Source organism: Acetobacter sp. (genome assembly GCF_022483985.1).
Classification (GTDB): domain Bacteria; phylum Pseudomonadota; class Alphaproteobacteria; order Acetobacterales; family Acetobacteraceae; genus Acetobacter.
This window is the reverse complement of sequence record NZ_JAKVME010000003.1, coordinates 181595-198595: the sequence shown is the minus strand read 5'-3', so window position 1 is coordinate 198595 and position 17001 is coordinate 181595. Positions and strand designations below refer to the sequence as shown.

Annotated in this window: 15 protein-coding genes; 9 read left to right on the top strand and 6 right to left on the bottom strand. The window is 58.1% G+C overall.

The features are described from left to right. Positions 1-43 precede the first annotated feature (43 nt). From LKE90_RS15100 to LKE90_RS15090, 3 genes are all read right to left on the bottom strand, one after another. Entirely contained in the window at positions 44-349 is a 306-nt protein-coding gene (locus tag LKE90_RS15100) for a hypothetical protein (protein WP_291491500.1), read from the bottom strand. A 14-nt stretch (positions 350-363) separates the two neighbouring features. Beyond that, on the bottom strand, positions 364-777 hold the full coding sequence (locus LKE90_RS15095; RefSeq protein WP_291491501.1) for a hypothetical protein: 414 nt from the start codon (positions 775-777) through the stop codon (positions 364-366). 136 nt (positions 778-913) lie between these two features. Beyond that, positions 914-1510 (bottom strand): phage tail fiber protein, encoded by a 597-nt coding sequence (locus LKE90_RS15090; RefSeq protein ID WP_291491502.1) that lies wholly within the window; start codon positions 1508-1510, stop codon positions 914-916. A gap of 301 nt (positions 1511-1811) precedes the next feature. Between LKE90_RS15090 and LKE90_RS15085 the strand changes: the two genes are divergently transcribed. Further along, on the top strand, positions 1812-3041 hold the full coding sequence (locus LKE90_RS15085; RefSeq protein WP_291491503.1) for an MFS transporter: 1230 nt from the start codon (positions 1812-1814) through the stop codon (positions 3039-3041). 530 nt (positions 3042-3571) lie between these two features. Next, a complete protein-coding gene (locus LKE90_RS15080) occupies positions 3572-5299 on the top strand; it encodes a Hint domain-containing protein (protein ID WP_291491504.1) in 1728 nt (575 codons plus the stop codon). Positions 5300-5347: 48 nt separating this feature from the next. Here LKE90_RS15080 and LKE90_RS15075 read toward each other — a convergent pair whose 3' ends face one another. Further along, the gene (locus tag LKE90_RS15075; RefSeq protein WP_291491505.1) at positions 5348-6499 is read right to left on the bottom strand and encodes a pyridoxal phosphate-dependent aminotransferase; all 1152 of its coding nucleotides are present in this window, start codon (positions 6497-6499) and stop codon (positions 5348-5350) included. Positions 6500-6665: 166 nt separating this feature from the next. Here LKE90_RS15075 and LKE90_RS15070 point away from each other — a divergent pair, with 166 nt between their 5' ends. The 7 genes from LKE90_RS15070 to LKE90_RS15040 all read left to right on the top strand — a co-directional run bounded on the left by LKE90_RS15070 (position 6666) and on the right by LKE90_RS15040 (position 13928). Then, positions 6666-7979: an Nramp family divalent metal transporter gene (locus LKE90_RS15070; RefSeq protein ID WP_291491506.1), complete on the top strand. Its 1314-nt coding sequence runs from the start codon at positions 6666-6668 to the stop codon at positions 7977-7979. Positions 7980-8265: 286 nt separating this feature from the next. After that, the gene (locus tag LKE90_RS15065) at positions 8266-9459 is read left to right on the top strand and encodes an aspartate aminotransferase family protein (RefSeq protein ID WP_291491508.1); all 1194 of its coding nucleotides are present in this window, start codon (positions 8266-8268) and stop codon (positions 9457-9459) included. Further along, positions 9456-10460, top strand: coding sequence for an ornithine carbamoyltransferase (gene argF, locus LKE90_RS15060; protein ID WP_291491509.1), 1005 nt, complete (start codon positions 9456-9458; stop codon positions 10458-10460). Before LKE90_RS15065 ends, argF begins: the two co-directional genes overlap by 4 nt. Then, on the top strand, positions 10457-10807 hold the full coding sequence (locus LKE90_RS15055; protein WP_291491510.1) for a hypothetical protein: 351 nt from the start codon (positions 10457-10459) through the stop codon (positions 10805-10807). Before argF ends, LKE90_RS15055 begins: the two co-directional genes overlap by 4 nt. An 87-nt stretch (positions 10808-10894) precedes the next feature. After that, positions 10895-11866 (top strand): Hsp33 family molecular chaperone HslO, encoded by a 972-nt coding sequence (hslO, locus tag LKE90_RS15050; protein ID WP_291491511.1) that lies wholly within the window; start codon positions 10895-10897, stop codon positions 11864-11866. 72 nt (positions 11867-11938) lie between these two features. Further along, a complete protein-coding gene (locus LKE90_RS15045; RefSeq protein WP_291491512.1) occupies positions 11939-12904 on the top strand; it encodes a hypothetical protein in 966 nt (321 codons plus the stop codon). Between the two features lie 118 nt (positions 12905-13022). Next, positions 13023-13928 carry a hypothetical protein gene (locus tag LKE90_RS15040; protein WP_291491513.1) on the top strand — a complete coding sequence of 302 codons (906 nt, stop codon included), beginning with the start codon at positions 13023-13025 and terminating at the stop codon, positions 13926-13928. Between the two features lie 299 nt (positions 13929-14227). On the opposite strand, the gene LKE90_RS15035 is transcribed toward LKE90_RS15040, so the two are convergent. After that, complete coding sequence (locus tag LKE90_RS15035) at positions 14228-15271, bottom strand: purine nucleoside permease (RefSeq protein ID WP_291491569.1); 1044 nt, start codon at positions 15269-15271, stop codon at positions 14228-14230. 66 nt (positions 15272-15337) lie between these two features. Further along, entirely contained in the window at positions 15338-16909 is a 1572-nt protein-coding gene (locus LKE90_RS15030; RefSeq protein ID WP_291491514.1) for an adenosine deaminase family protein, read from the bottom strand. Positions 16910-17001: the final 92 nt, after the last annotated feature.

The following is a 17001-nucleotide window of genomic DNA, read 5'->3' as shown; positions in this document are numbered from 1 at the left end:
AAAACCCTTTCCTCTTGTAAGGAAAGGGTTTTTTTGTCTCTGCTCAGGGACGGGTCTGTTTGACATCCAGACCAAGATTTTCCGCCACTTCCGAGCGATCTTTGGAGGCGGGAACCATGATCGCCTTTCTGTCAGGCTGATAGGCGCTGGCGTTCCATCCCCGTGCCTGCCCGATGGCGCTGACAATATGGTAAACACCGACCCAGCGGGATTCTTTGGAGGGAGGTTTCCAGAAGCGCATGATCAGGGCGCAGGTTGCTATGATAAAGGAGATGATGGCGGTTGTGGTGGCGAGATAGGATGGTGGTATAAATTGCAATATATTATTGATAAATGTTGTAATATCCATGAGTTATTTCTTTTTCAGAGTCCGCCGTAAATGGTTTTTCCACCATCGTCAGTGAGGTAGGAAATGATGGTCGTGGCTCCTGCTTGAAGACTGACATCAGGTCTGGTTCCATCCTTGTAATGAGCGGATGGCAGGGTGACGGCAATTCCACCTCCGTCAGGCTGATGAAGAATAACGGTAAGACGTTGCAGGATACCAGCCGTTCCGCCTGTCAGGGACAGGGTGAGCGGTGTGTTGGGTGTGATGTCGTAAGTAATGTCTCCCTGTTCCGGAAACGCAGCTTGCAGGACACTTCCAGGATTTTTAATGATTTTTACGGGTATCGGCGTATTGCCCGCTGCTCCTGATGATGTGCCTGATCCCGACTGGAAGGTGAACCCTGTTGTTGATGCTGTCGCGTTGTTCTTTGCAAACTCTCTGGGATCCATGCCGTTTTCTGGAAAGAGAGGAAACTTGTATGCTGTATCGGTGCGATAATTGTCGGACATGAATGAAACCGTCTTTGTGTATTTGAACTATTCAGGGAAACAACCTGGTCACGTGATGTCGTTAAAGCTGGGAAAATTATTTAGTTTTTGTGGAAATGGATAGAAGGTTTGCATTCAGCCATAGAGATGTTCCATCGCCAGGATCGGAGGTTGGCAGCCCCTGCATTAGCTGCGACAGAACCTGATTCATCTGGGATAATGTAGGAACGCCACTGCCAGATCCGGCTGCCGAAGAAGTGCCCGTCATGGCAGGGGTCATCACACCGGCGGAAATGGAGACTGGCTGACGGGCGATGAGAGCAGTTCCACTTTCAGTCGTCCCGATCTGGTCGTTTGTCGAGAAAAAACCTTCCCGTTGAATCAGAAATGACAGACATTCAGCCGGTACAGAATATGTCTGCCCCACGCTGACGGTACGGGGTGATACCGACCATGCGACGAGAGGTTCAGAAGTCGCCGTATTATCAGTATAAAGGGCCAGAGCCGTTACAGAGCCCCAGTCGGTGGTCGCATAGCCAAAGCTGCAGGACTGGGAAACGGATAATGTGCGCCGTCCATCTCCTGGCGAGGTAAAATCCATGGCCTGTCTTGCATAGCCTCCTCCTGTCGTCTCCATGGCGACAGACGCCGGACCCGTCACAAGAAGTCCCAGATATCCTTTGAAAAATGACAATGATTTTCTCTTTTATATCTTCTGGAGCAGATGCTCGTAATTTTTTGTCAGATGATTATGAACGTCCCCACATAGGCTGCGGAAGCGACCTTGAGCTGGCATGTGGTTTTCCTCGGGACAAGAACGTTACGATGAAGTTTCCAGTTTCTGAAGAAGCCTGACGCGATCATTGCTGGGGCCATTGGTGCCTCGCGGACCAGCGTTGGGAGCATATTGCCATTGGCCATGTCGCCGCACATGCCTACAACAGCCGCATGATCATCAGAGCCCTGCGCATCGACAGGCAGATACAGGATCCTTCATGACCAAAGATACAGCCTCAGGGTTGGCGCCGACAGAATTTGCTCCCGTACCGGTTCCCCTACCCCACGGTAGCCCCGCTGCTTTCTTCGTTCTGACATTCGGTACGTTCGTCGTCGGTACTGGCGAGTTCGCCATTATGGGTATGCTGCCGGAATTTGCGGCCTCGCTCCAGCTTTCCACCGCCGAGGCCGGATATGCCATCACGGCCTACGCCCTTGGCGTGGTGATCGGAGCGCCAGTGATCACCATTCTGGGCGCACGGCTGTCCCGGAGGGAACTGCTGCTCCTGCTTTACGTCATGTTCTGCGGTGGCAATCTGCTCAGCATCGCCATGCCGACGGCCGGACTTATAGAGGTCGGTCGGTTTGTCACAGGTCTGCCGCATGGTGCGCTGTTCGGTATTTCCGCGCTCGTGGCGGCTTCGATGGTCGATCATTCACGGCGAGGCTGGGCAGTTGGCCGGGTTCTGTCCGGTATCGCCATTGCAACACTGGTGGGCGCGCCCTTTTCCATTTTTGCAGCCGATCATTTGGGGTGGCGTGTGTCCTACCTGATCATTGGTCTGTGCGGCCTCCTTACTTTCGCGGGGGTCTGGCGGTATATTCCCGCTGACGCGCCAAATCGGCAAAATTCGCCGTTAAAGGAAGTAAAGGCGCTTTTCAGTGTGCAGATTCTGCTTACTCTGCTTACCGCCGCTGTCGGTTTTGGCGGTATGTTCACGATCTATACCTATCTTACCAGCGTTCTTCAGAATGTTACTCACGTGCCGGAATGGGAGATCATGGTGTTCATGATCGTCTGGGGCGCGGGGATGCTGACGGGGGCCAATGCCGGAGCATGGCTGGTTGACCGTAACCTTTCCCTTGCCGCCATTCTGGCGCTCTCCGGCAGTGCGATCGCCATGCTTGTGTTTCCGTTCGTGCTGCATAACACACCGGCGCTCATGATGGATGTTTTCCTGATACCAACCTTTGTGAACGCCCTTGGTCCGGCGCTTCAGACCCGACTCATGGATTTTGCGGGCGATGCCCAGACACTGGCTGCCTCACTCAATCACTCGGCTTTCAATATTGCCAATGCCATGGGGGCTTCGCTGGGAAGCGCGCTGCTTGCTGCCCAGTATAGTTATGGGTCGCTCGGGATCGGCGCAGCTTTGCTGTCAGTCGGAGGATTGCTGGTCTATCTTCTGGCGCTTGCCCTGATGAGGCGAACGCTGATTTCAGCCTGACGTGTTTTGAGTGTGTGGTGGGTGTTGTCGAGCGCTTGCGGCGTTAAAAATGATGCTGCCTGAGAGCACAATCCTGCCACATGCTTTATATTGTATAGATTGAAAAAAGATGGAGATCATCATTTTTTCAGATCATGCGAGAGATGGTTGCGGATTCAAATTGAGTTCCGAAATAAAAATTGATCATGTAATTATTTATGATATTTTGAAATTATTCTCTGAAATGTATTTTTTATTGCTTTTGTTCGGGTTGTGTTAAAGTAAAAATTATTTATATTCTGTATTACGGGATATAAATTTTCAGAAAATAACAAGAAAATCTGAATATGTCGTTCTGTTACAACAGAATTTTTCACGAAATGATATTATATTAAACAATCATTAACATGACTTTGAGCGGCGTATAGAATAAAAGATATATAAAGGATGGATAATACGCCTCCGTAGGGAAAGCGCAGACATCTCTAAAAACAGCACATTGCGTCGATCCGCTCTCTGGCGGCCGACGGGAAAGTTAGTAGGAAAGTTGAATGGCTACAGTAACCTGGACTGGCGCGACAAGCAGTGATTGGACCGTTTCAGACAACTGGGATGGTAGCAGTTGGGATGGAAACAATGTCCCCCATAGTTATGACGCTGTCGTGTTTGACGATGGCGCAAATGTCGTTCTGTCGCAGGATGAAGCTGTAGGTGGTATTGCCGTGAACGGGTCCGTAACCTTTTCATCGGATGGATATTCTCTCAATAACGGGAATTACAGCCTGTCTCTTTCAAAAGGCGCCACGCTGACCCTGAATGATATAGCCTTTACGACAAAAGAACTGGCTGGCGATTCAGCCGATGCCACCATCGTTCTAAAAGATGCCGGTCTGACCATTCAGTATGGAAACACATTGAACGGAACAGTTGTCTTCGATGATGTCATCAATGCTGACGGTACTGTCAGCGGTTCCACTCTCAATGTGATCTATTATGACAGCGGCAATACGTCCGGTGCTGCCGTAAAGAATTTCAGCAATTATGATAAGATCATCATATCCGGAAATGAGCCTGAAAATGTTCATCTCGTCCTGAACAGTGACGGCGTCACTTACAGTTTACAGGGTACCCTCTGGGGAGCGACGCAGACGCTTTTCAGCAATATCAGTCTGGCGGCTGGTGTAACGCCGAGCGACTTCACCTATACGCAGAATACCGACGGCAGCTACACGTTTGCCTGTTTTCTTGCGGATTCCATGATCCTTACGCCGCAGGGAGATGTGCCTGTTCAGGATATCCGGATCGGCGATGATGTTATCAGCATGGTCAACGGTCTTCCCGAGACAAGAAAAGTTGTCTGGACCGGCGTCAGGCACGCCTCCATCCGTGCCGACCTTCCGGACGATGAGGCAGGCTATCCTGTGCGTATCCTGAAAGGGGCTCTCAGCAATAATGTGCCCTGGAAAGACATGCTAATCACATCGGAACATTGTCTCTATCTTGAAGGTCGCTTCGTCCCTGCCCGTCTTCTCGTCAATGGACGTTCGATCTTCTACGACAGGACAATCACCTCTTACGATTATTATCATCTGGAAACAGAAAAGCATTCCATCATTTCCGCTGATGGCGTGCTGACGGAAAGCTACCTCGACACCGGCAACCGTGCTTCTTTCAGACAGCCCGGCACAGTGGCGGCCATGCCCGCATCGCGCGCCCTGTCATGGGAAAACGATGCCGCGGCTCCTCTGGACGTCAATCCGTCCTTTACCGCGCCACTGTCTCATCAGATTGAAACGCGGGCTGTTTACAATGGAGTGAAGGATCGTGGTCTCCGTCCGGAGACAACCATCGATCCACAACTGCATCTGATGACCGATGATGGTGTTCTCCTCCCTCTTGAGAGACAGACGGGCCAGTTTGCCTTCTTCGTCATTCCTGCGGGTGTGCGGTCCGTCCGTCTGCTCTCCCGTTCAAGTCGCCCCTGCGACGCTGTCGGCGCTTATGTTGACGACCGACGCTCCCTCGGCGTGCTTGTCGGACGGGTCATGATGTCTCAGGGCAACAGCCATCACGCCATCACGCATCATCATCAGCGCGAGACTCTGGAGGGCTGGTTTCCGTCTGAATCCTCAAGCGCCCGCTGGACTTCCGGAAACGCTGTCCTGTCGCTCGAAGGTGTCGACGCAGTTCAGGAAGGACTTCTGGCGGTCGAAATCCTGTCGGCCGGACCTTACATCGTTGAAAGCGTGATAGCTCCGGTGGAGAAGCTGACAGCCTGATACGACTGACTGTCCTGAGCGTAGGCAAACACCCTGATCTCTTTGGGATCAGGGTGTTTCTGTCTCTGCCGTCCGTTCAGCGAACCACGGCGTCATCCGGCGGATGGCCTCCCTGATCCGGTCCGTCGAGACGGCGAAACTGAAGCGGATGAAATGTGTTCCATCCACCGGATCAAAGTCGATGCCGGGGGCTGTCGCCACGCCGGTCTCTTCCAGCAATCGGGTGCAGAACGTCAGACTGTCATCTGTCAGATGGCCGATATAGGCGTATATATAGAACGCGCCATCAGGCGGGGCGATATGCCGCAATCCCCATACGGGTAACGCCTCAAGCAACAGGTCCCGATTGTGCCTGTAGGTTTCCAGATGTCCTTCAAGTTCCTCACGGCATTCAAACGCCACCAGCGCCGCATGCTGGCTGAGCGAGGATGGTGTGAGAAACATGTTGCCCATCCGCGCCTTCACGGCGTTGATCCGGTCTTCAGGCGCCACCAGCCAGCCGAGCCGCCACGACGCCATACTGAAATATTTGGAGAAGCTGTTCACCACCAGCGGAGTGTCATCATATTCGAGAACGCTGTGAGTAGGCTCCCCGAAACTCAGCCCATGATAGATTTCATCGGAAATGATGCGGATGTTCCGCGCACGGCAAATCTCCACGATGGCGGACAGTTCTTCTGCCGACAGGATGGTGCCGGTCGGATTGGCGGGACTGGCGATGATCAGCCCATCCGGAGCCGGAGACAGGGCGGCGATAGACTTAGCCGTCAACTGGAAACGCACGGCCTCACCACAGGGAATCTCGACGGCTTCCATGTGAAGCGCGCGGAGTGTGTTCCGATAGGCGACGTAACCGGGTCTTGCCAGCGCGATCCGCATCCCCGGCACGAAGCAACTTGTCAGGGCCAGCACGAGCGCAACCGAGGCTCCGGCTGTCAGCGTGATCTGGCCGGGTGTCACCGTTACGCCGTAGCTGTCTGCGTAATGCCGGGCGATCCTTTCCTTGAGAGGCTCACTCTCCCAGTAGCCCATCGGATCAGTGTCGAGCACATGATGCGCCCGCTCCACCGCCGCTTTCGGAGCGCTGGTCGAGGGCTGTCCGAATTCCATGTGAATGATGCTGCGCCCCTCCGCCGCAAGACGATGCGCCAGCGTGCTGAGCGTCACGGTGTGAAACGGGTCAATCTCGGGAACGGTCATCAGCACGGTCCGGGCGGTTGCTGGGAAGGCGTCCATCCTGCCCCAAACTGCCCGGCACGGCCATGCCTTGCAGGAATTGATGCGTATTTCCTGATGCAATCCTATATAGCATTGTGCATATTATGGGGGCGAACCCGCTCTCACCAGTGAAGATCAGAGACCGACCGTGCCGAACGCAGACAGTGCCCGCCACAGCCTCCCGGATGTTTTCGCCACCGTCCGCGTGCCCGGTCCCGGCGCATCCGCGTTGAAGCGGTTTCTCGCTTTTGTCGGACCCGGTTACCTGATTTCAGTCGGTTACATGGACCCCGGCAACTGGGCGACCGATCTGCAGGGCGGCGCACAGTTCGGCTATACGCTGCTCAGCGTCATCCTGCTGTCCAATCTGATGGCGATCCTGCTTCAGGCTCTGTCGGCGCGACTTGGCGTTGCGACAGGTCTCGATCTCGCGCAGGCCTGCCGGAAGCGGTTTCCCCGCGGGATCAATCTGCTGCTGTGGCTGGCCTGCGAACTGGCGATCATCGCCTGTGATCTGGCCGAAGTGATCGGCACCGCCATCGCCCTGCAACTCCTGTTCGGCTTTTCCCTGCTGACCGGTTCCCTGCTCTCGGCGCTCGATGCGTTCATCGTGCTGCTGCTGATGGGACGGGGTTTTCGCTATCTCGAAGCCTTCATCATCGGGTTGCTGTGCATCATCGCTGCCTGCTTTGCCGCACAGTTGGTCATGGCCCATCCTCCGGCGGGCGGCATCCTGCATGGTTTCATTCCCACGACCAGCATTCTGACAAATCATGAAATGCTTTATATCGCCATCGGCATCGTCGGCGCGACGGTCATGCCGCACAACCTCTATCTTCATTCGTCCATCGTGCAGACCCGTGCCTATGAACGCACGCCGGACGGCAGGCGCGAGGCCATCCGCTTCGCCACGCTCGACAGCACCATAGCCCTGTCGCTGGCGCTGTTCATCAACGCGGCCATCCTGATCGTCGCCGCCGCCGCTTTTCATGAAACCGGCCATAGTGACGTGGCGGATATCGGCGTGGCCTACCATCTGCTTTCGCCTGTTCTGGGCGCGGCGCTGGCCTCGACCCTGTTCGCCGTGGCCCTGCTCGCGGCAGGGATGAATTCGACCATTACCGGCACGCTCGCCGGACAGATCGTGATGGAAGGTTTCCTGCATCTACGTCTGCCCGACTGGGCACGACGCCTGCTGACACGCGGTCTCGCCATCGTGCCGGTCGTGATCGCCTCCGTGTGGTTTGGCGACAAAAGCGTGGATCACCTGCTGCTCCTGAGTCAGGTGATCCTGTCCATGCAGCTTCCCTTCGCCGTAGTGCCTCTGGTCTGGTTCGTCACACGGCGCGAGATGATGGGACCGTTCACCATCTCCCGGCCTGTAGCGGGGCTGGCCTGGTTGGTGTCGGGTACCATTCTCGCGCTGAACTTCAAGCTGCTTTACGACACGCTGATGGGGTGAGAGGGCGGTACGATTGGAAAGTATTCTTTCTTCTCATTGATTCCCAGCAGACCAATAGATCTGTGCATATACTTGTCTATGATACCCCCTAAGTGCTCCGATGATCGAGTTTTAACAACTTCTGCACACAATGAGATACAGTTTCCCGGTCATTCAGGCACACCAAGTTTGACTTACACACACAAGCGCAGTCATCATACGCAATGAAACCGGACGCCCGCTCCCCACAGGCAGCGGGCCGTTTCTGTTTCAGCCCTATCAATCCCTGACTGGACACATGGCTCTCATGATTTCCGCCCTTATGCCGACCTACAACCGCGCCGACCTCGCCTTTGAGCGGGGAGAAGGCGCCTGGCTGTACACGACGGACGGGCGACGATTTCTGGATTTCGCGGCGGGTATCGCCACCTGCTCCGTGGGACACGCCAACCCGCAACTGGTGAAGGCCATTAGCGAGCAGGCCGCGAAGGTCATGCACGTCTCCAATTTGTTCCGGGTGCCGCAGGCCGAACGGCTTGCCGCCCGTCTGGTGGAAGCGACCTTCGCCGACAGCGTGTTCTTCTGCAATTCCGGCGCGGAAGCCAATGAAGGTATGGTGAAGGCCATCCGTCGGGCGCAGGCGAAGAACGGGCATCCCGAACGGACCCGCATCCTGTGTTTTGAAGGCGCTTTTCACGGTCGGACATTGGGCATGCTCTCCGCCACCGGCAACCCGACCTATCTCGACGGGTTCGGCGAGCGGGCACCGGGCTTTGACCATGTGCCGCTCAACAACATGAACGCCGTTCGCGATGCGGTGACGCCGGAAACCGCCGGTGTGATGCTGGAGCCCATTCAGGGTGAAAGCGGCATCAAGGCAGCCGACAGACGTTTCCTGCAGGAACTCCGCGCCATGTGTGACGAGTTCGGTCTGTATCTCGGTTTCGACGAAGTGCAGACGGGTGTGGGCCGTACCGGCAGGCTGTTCGCGCACGAATGGTCGGACGTCACCCCGGATGTCATGTCTGCGGCCAAGGGGTTGGGGGGCGGCTTCCCCATCGGTGCTATCCTCGCCCGGGAGGAAGTGGCGAAGCACCTGACTCCCGGCTCGCATGGAACCACGTTCGGAGGCAATCCGCTGGCCTGCGCCGCAGCGAACGCGGTTCTGGATATTCTGCTGGCTCCCGGTTTTCTGGGGCAGGTGCGGGAGCGCGCTGCGTTTCTCGGTGCGCGACTGGATACGTTGGTTAGCGATTTCCCCGATATTTTCTCGGAACGTCGGGGTGTGGGGCTGATGATCGGCCTTCGCTGCGTGCCGAAAGCGTCCGATGTCATTGCCGCGGCCCAGACTGCCGGGCTTCTCGCCGTCTCCGCCGGAGACAATGTTCTGCGGCTCGTGCCGCCTCTTATCATCTCGGAACAGGATTGTCTTGAGGCCGTGAAATGCCTTCGTCAGGCAGCCGAAACCGTCCGGGCCGCTACTGTGGAGACCATTTCGTGACTGCCCCCGCCAAGACCGCTTCCCCGACTCACCCGTCTGCCGGGAAGGCGATCCGTCATTTCCTTGACCTGCGTGATCTGGATAAAGCGACCCTGCGACAGATTCTTGATGTCGCGGCAGGTATGAAACGGATGCAGCAGGGCAGAAGCCGTCCCCTGCATCCAGCCAGACCGCTGGAAGGCCGGGCGCTTGGGATTCTGCTGTCCAAGCCCTCGACCCGTACGCGTGTTTCCTTTGAGGTTGGTGTCCGCCAGCTTGGAGGGGATGCCGTGGTGCTTTCCTCTGGCGACACACAGCTTGGACGCGGCGAGTCCGTTCAGGATACCGCCCGCGTTCTCTCGCGCTTTGTGGACGCCATCGTGCTGCGTACGGGCCGCACAGCCGCCCTTCACGAGCTTGCCCGCTGGAGTTCCGTGCCGGTCATCAACGGCCTGACACCGGACTCGCATCCGGTCCAGATTCTCGCGGATATCATGACGTTCGAGGAACATAAGGGGCCGATCGCGGGTCGCACGCTGGCATGGGTCGGCGACGGCAACAATGTCGCCGCCTCCCTGATCGAAGCCTCGGCGCAGTTCGACTTCACCCTTCGCGTCGCCACTCCGAAACAGCTTACGCCCAAGGCGGAGGTTGTATCCTGGGCGCGTCAGCAGGGCGCAAGGCTGGTCCTGACCAACGATCCCCGCGAAGCCGTGGAGGGTGCGGACTGCATACTGACCGACACCTGGGTCAGCATGTCGGACGAGGCAGCCGCCGAGCGCATCACATTGCTGGAGCCGTACCGTGTGGATCGGGCGCTCATGCAGCACGCGGCCAGAGACGCCCTTTTCATGCACTGTCTCCCTGCCCATATCGGAGAAGAAGTGACCGAGGACGTATTCGAGAGTCCGGCTTCGGTGGTGTTCGATGAAGCTGAAAACCGGCTTCATGCCCAGAAGGGCCTGCTTGTCTGGGCGCTGGGTGGTGAGGACTGGACACGGTTTGGGGAGGAAGCGAAATGAGCGACGACAAAGCCGGAAACAGCGTGGGCACTGGTCCGGAGGATGGACCGGTTCGTCTGTCATCCACAGAAGACGGACCGGCGGCTCCCGGCTGGCTGGAGCCGGAAGTGGACAGGGTGTTCGCAACGCTCGGCCTGCCTGCCGACAGGCTCCGCTCCCTGCGGGACTCTTACATCGACTGTCTTGCTTCCGCCCCCCGCAGTCAGGATCTCGACGTTGCCCATGATGCCTGCCGACAGGGGCTTCTCACCGCCCTGAAGGCGGCTTTCCCGCTGAATGACGAGAAGCAGCAGGCTTTCAGGCAGACGCTTGAGGCGCTGGAAGCCCGGCTCACGGCGGACCTGTAAATCGGGTCATGATGTGACCATATGAGGGGTCTTCATTTGCGACCGACAGGTTCGTGACGGAAGAAGCCCGGAAAGAGGAGAGGCATCTTGGACACCCCTGCGTTTCTTGATCGCGATCGGCCGGATGTGCCGGACATCGTTGTGCCCGGGGGAGTGACGCCTTTCCATCTGGCCGGTCGACCGGTGCGCGGTCGTCTGGTCCGCCCCGGAAAGTTGGCGGACGCCATTCTTGCGCGGCATAATCATGTGCCTGCCGTCTCCGCTCTTGGTGGCCAGGCCCTTGCGCTGGTCGCGGGACTGGCCAGCGCCCTGAAATTTCAGGGGTCCTTCTCGTTGCAGATCAAGGGCGACGGACCTGTCAGTCTTCTTCTGGCGGACTGCACCGATACCGGCGCCCTGCGGTTTTACGCCCGACAGGATCAGGAGCAACTGGACGCCCTGCTTGCCTCCGGCAAACAGATCACCGACCGGGATCTGATCGGCGACGGCTACCTCGCTTTGACGGTCGATCAGGGGCCGGACATGGACCGGCATCAGGGTATTGTCGAGATTATCGGCGACAGTCTCGCAGAGATGGCGATGCATTATTTCCAGACCAGTGAGCAGCACGCCTGCTGGACCATGCTGACGGCGAGGCAGACCGATGCGGGCTGGCGATCGGGCGCGCTCATCCTTGAGCGGATCGCAGGCGGCGGCGGCTCAGAAGCGGATGCTGATTTCTCCGACATTCTTGACGCGCAGGGAGAGGATGCCTGGAACACGGCCCTTGCGCTCGCCGGGACGCTCACGGACGCGGAACTGCTCGATGACGGGCTACCTGCCGAGCAACTGCTGTATCGGCTGTTTCACGAAGAGGATCTGGTCGTTGGTCAGTCCCGGGCGCTTGCTTACGGCTGCCGCTGTTCTAAAGCGAGACTGTCTGATGTGTTGTCGCGTTTCTCCGACGACGATCTGGATCACATGGTCGAGGACGGCCTCATCCGTATGACGTGCGAGTTCTGCAATCATGATTTCTGCTTCGGCCGTCACGAGGTCGGTATGTCGTCCGTTGCGGGCTGATGTCTTTCGGATGGTGCGAAAAACAGAAATGTCGCTAAACTATCCAGCCAGACACTGAGGCAGTAGGACGATATGCCCGAGGCATTGCAGGACAAGGTTGTTCCGGCGGAAGACGGAAGAATTGTCGTTACTTTTCAGGGGCAGTCGCACACGCTGACGGTCAATCATCGTCCTCTTGTGAAGTTTTATCCCGGCTGGAATCCTTTTGCCCTGCATGTCAGCCTGCTGCCTCTGCCGCTCCTGCGCCTGAGGCATGAACGCGGGACGGAGGCGTTCTGGTTTTTTGATCCGTCCTTCAATTATCGCGCCAGCCGTTTCGCAGCCCTTGCGCCAGAGGAGCGGGAGGCTGTCGTTGAGGCGCTCGCGCCGTTCTTCAAGGCGCTGGTCACATCAGCGCTGGAAGCGCTGAGACCCACGACCCTGCAACTGACCGAAAAGGTGCGCAATCTGGGGCGCGTCCTGTGTGAAGAACTCGTGGATGTCTGGTTGGAGCGTTTTCCACCGCCGGGCTGCTTCACGCCGCAGATGCTGCCTCAGGACGGGCTGTCGTTCCGGGCCGGGAGCCCGCCGCTGAAGGCGACGGCCTTTCTGCAACTGCTGTCTGTGGCGCGAGGTCTGACGGCCAAGACATCGCCGGTCATTCTTTCTCCTTATGGTGGGGCCATCCTGCGCGGGTTCCCGCTTCTGCGCCTGCCGGACATGGAACTCACCCGGTTTGCCGATCCGGCCGCCAACATCGTGCTGTATATCGGCACAGTGAAGCCGTCCGCAGGCGCCGAGATCGCCGTGATTTACTGTCCCCAGCAGGATCTGATCCTGATGGAGGAGGATACGGATCTCGCCCGTCTCATCCCGCTGCGGCTGCTGTCGCTTTTCATCGGCAATCCGGACGCCGTCGAGATGGCGCCCCGTGAACTGACCGTGGATTTTGGAAAGGCCGGACTGTCCGGAGCCTTTGCGCTGGGGGCGGCGTCGTCATTGCCGACATCGGTTCCCTCCCTGCCCGGCGACTGGCCCAATCGGCCGAACAGGACGTAATCGCCAGCGTTCCGGGTCTCTTTCCGTTTGCCCCGATCTGACGGATAGTGCGTTTCAGGGAAAAGCATATCAGGCCGGGGCATCGTCTGGCTGGTGGTTCAGAATGGAGAATGGCGGAATGCTCACTAAACGGCTCACTGGCGCGACTCGTTTCAGCCGTCAGGCCCTACGCCGGACGACGATGCTCGGTGCGCTCGCCGCAGTAACCCTGATCGCGGGCTGTTCCTCATCGGACGATGAGATGATGGCCTTTCCCCCGTATCAGTATGGCTATCTCAACCAGATTCATCTGAATGTCGCCACTGTGCAGGTGGCTGACCATGCGGCTCCGGGCTCAGTGCCGGGGGATGAGTCGGCGAATGCCCCTATTCCACCGGATCAGGCCCTGACCCAGATGGCCCAGCAGCGGCTCGTGGCCGCCGGACAGTCCGGCGCCGCCATCTTCACGATTGACGACGCCTCTATCGTCCACGAGCCGGGCGGCACTCTGGCTGGAAAGATGGACACCCATCTCGATATACAGTCCTCCACCGGCCAGCAGGTGGGCGAAGTGGAGGCTCATGTCACCCGCAGCATGAAACCGGATCTGAGCAAGGGCGACGCCGACAGCCGCGCCAATCTCTATGAGATCACGCGCCAGATGATGCAGGACATGAATGTCGAGCTGGAATTCCAGATCAGGAACAAGCTGAAGGACTGGCTGGTGGATGCGGGCGGCATGCCCACGGCAGCGGCAATCCAGACGGAAGCCCTTGGCGGGAGCGCCGTCAGGCCAGCAGCGGTATCTTCCGACACCGGCAGCGGTGCGGTGACGACCTCTGCGGCTCCCTCTTCCGCACCCGCTCGGGCAACTTCAGCGGCAAAGGAAACAGCGCCAGCTTCCCAGACACCGTCGACTCAGTCTTCGGAACCGAACGCCATCTTCCCGGGCGGTCTGGCGGACGATGCGACGGAAGCTGCCAGCACGCCTGCAAAGGTTCGCTCTCCTGCCGCGGGATATCTGAAAGCGCCTGCAAAACACTGACTGTTGTTTCTGAGAAAGGCGCCCTGTGCGGCGGCTTTTTTTTTTGACAGTCCGGTGATGAGGTTCTTTTCTGGCATGTAAGGGAAGGCAGCCTGCTTTTCTGCTCGCTCCTTCCTGCCGGGGAGAGTGATGGGGGCTGCCCAGAACCCCGCAAAAGGCGCGCCTTTGGAAGCCGTTTGCTATCAATCAATCGGGGTCAAAGGACTTGCGGTCCCTTGCGAGCAGCGTCTGCATCGACCTCCCCAAAGGCGGTCATGGGTTAGGGCGGCATCCGTGATCCAGTCTGAGCGGATGCCGCTCTAATTCCCGCCCGCCGTGACGTTCTCATAAGTGGTCCAGTGAAACGCCAGTTCCCGGACTACAGTGCTTCCAACCAGCCATGCCGCATCGAGAGACGGGATGAACCCTGAAAAACCGGTCTCATCAGCTTCTTCTTTCAGGAGGGCCGCAGCGCTCTCTCCCGGCGGCGGCATGTCGTAATTGCTCGCGGTCCGCAGGATCAGCACGCGGTTGATATCCACCCGTCCGGCTTTGGCCTGCGCTGAGAGAGCCTGCATCAGGCCGATATCCTCTTCCGCCGTCGTTGCGAACGTTCCCTGATTGTCGGTCCAGTATCTGACCCAGCGTTCCGCCCATGCGTTCATCCTGGCGCCTACCCAGAAGGTTTCGGAAGAAAGCGTGTCACCCACCATGACCTGCGGTGGTTTCTGCGCGGCGGGATAGTCCCTGTAGCGGGCGCGGCTGGCCTGAAGGGAAGGGGTGTCAGGGAGAGAGACCGAGTGCGTCAGGGTGTAGGCCCAGTTCACCAGACGAGGGTTAAGCGTGTAGCCCATGTCGCCCCACTGGGAATGCAGCGCGGGTGTCGGATGCAGGGTTGGACTGGCGCCCTGCACAGGCGCAAAACCATCCGGCCAGTCCGAGGGAATTTCCCGGGCGTCGATCATGTGGGCCAGCCCGCCATTGATGACACGCGGAGCCCAGACAGCCGAGCCGACAGACCCGAAATTCGGATTGATCCCGCCGATCCCGGCAAGCAGGAAATAGGCTTTTCGTAGATCGAAGCGGGGATCAAGCACCAGTCCGGTCATGGCCGAGGCCATGTGGGACGGTCCCTCTCCCGTCACGATGCCCAGAACATGCAGTTCGGGATTGTAGCGCAGGATTTCATGATAGCTGCCTCGTGCCGGCAGTTCCTCACTGAGCGGAAGTCTCTCCACCCAGTGCTGGAACTCTCCGGGCACATCTCCCGTGTCATTGCCAAGCTCGAATGTCGTTACAACCACGACACGTACAGGAATTTTCGCAAGGCTGGCGGCATTGGCCTGAGACAGGACACCCCACATGGCGAGCGGGAGACAGGCAAGGGAAGCGAGAAGACGCATCAGGAAATCCTTCAGGAAAAAGCCGGTTCAGTTCTTGAGGGGCTGGCCGGTCGCCACCTGATGCTCAAACAGGCTGAACTGATTTTCGAGAGTCCATTGCAGTCGGGCTTTCTGACTGTGTGTGAGCAGTTCCCGGCACAGCCCCTCCGGCTCCGCTTCTCTGGCGTCGACATCCGCGCAGGCGGTCGCACGGTGAAAAGGCCTTGTCGTGTCCCACAGGCTTTTTCCCGAGACAAACCCGTGCTCCAGCCCCATGCGGGACAGGTCCTTCAGATCGGCATAGGACAGGGCATAGGTTTTCGCTGCCCGGAGGTATTCGTCGGTCAGGGTGATGCGCGAAACTCCCTCATCATCCGTGGACAGGGCGACCGGCACCCCGTGCTCGCGATAGGTCATGAACGGATGGGCGTTGTCCTTGACGTCAAGGATCTGTTCATTGCTGCTCAGATTGATCTCGACGAGGATATTCCTCTGCGCCATTTCCGTAAGCAGGCCATAGGGATCACGCTCCTGCATGATGTCCACGCCATGCCCGATGCGTGAGGCTCCGGCGATTTCAACAGCCTGTCTTATATGGTCGTCCAGACCGCTTGGCGCGACCAGTCCCTTGGACAGTTCACCTGCATGCAGGGAGAGCTTCACTTTCGGCCAGCGTTCCGAAAGGGTGTGGAACATCTGCATGTGCAGGGTGTAATCCTGCATGGCGATCGGATTGTCTTCCGGCCCGACGATATTGATGCCGACAAAACGACTGTCGGCGGTGGACAGCATATAGCCGAAAGCGATCTGGGCCAGCACCATGCCGGGAGGCATCGTTCTGATCGTCTGATACAGGTAGCGGACGGCGACGTGGCAACCGGGGGCGGCCTCTCCGGTGCCGCACTTCATGGTTGCACGGGCCTTGCGCTCCATCGTGTCGGTCTCTTCCCGCACCAGTCTCACCAGATGATTGAGGTGTGGAACGACGCGGATTTCCGCCTGAGCGATATCGCTTTCATGGCTGATCCTGTCGGAGGAGCCCTGCCGGGCCACGGCGTTCAGTTGTGGCGAGACCATCAACTCGACATAGGTGACATGATCCCGCGCCGCCTGAGAGAGCGCGTCGACCAGGATGTCGGCGTCATGACCGCTTGTGGCGGGCAGAAACTTGTCGAAGGTCGCGAAAAAATGATCGTGTCCGGATCGGTCCTGCGGAGACGGAACAAAATTCCGCATTGAAAGCATGTCGATCGTCTGTGTGTAGAGCGCCTGATCCTGCATGATCCGGGCGGCGGGGATCGCGTCCTTTGAGGTATGGAAGCCAAAGGCGCAGCGCGTCGGGCCGATTGCTCCCGTGTCCGGGTTCACGCAGAGCTGATCCGCTCTCGCCCATTCCAGCAGGCGTTCCGCGTAGATGGCGCCGACCAGATGGTTGTGCAGGTCCGCTCCTTTCGGGAAGGCCCGCATGAAGAGGGAGAACTCCTGCGGGCTGGAGCGGATGGCTTCAAAACGGCTTGAGACAGCAGCCTGATCGGCGCTGTCGGGCGAGGCGGCAAATGCCCCGGTTACAAACGGAAGGCTCAGCAGAGCCGGCAGAAAACGTCGGATCATGGCCTGCATGGTGTGCTTTTCACGTTAGGATGACAATCGCGGACAATACCGTGTTCATCTTGACGATGCTATCTGGTGGTTAGCACGGTAATCCGCCTGAT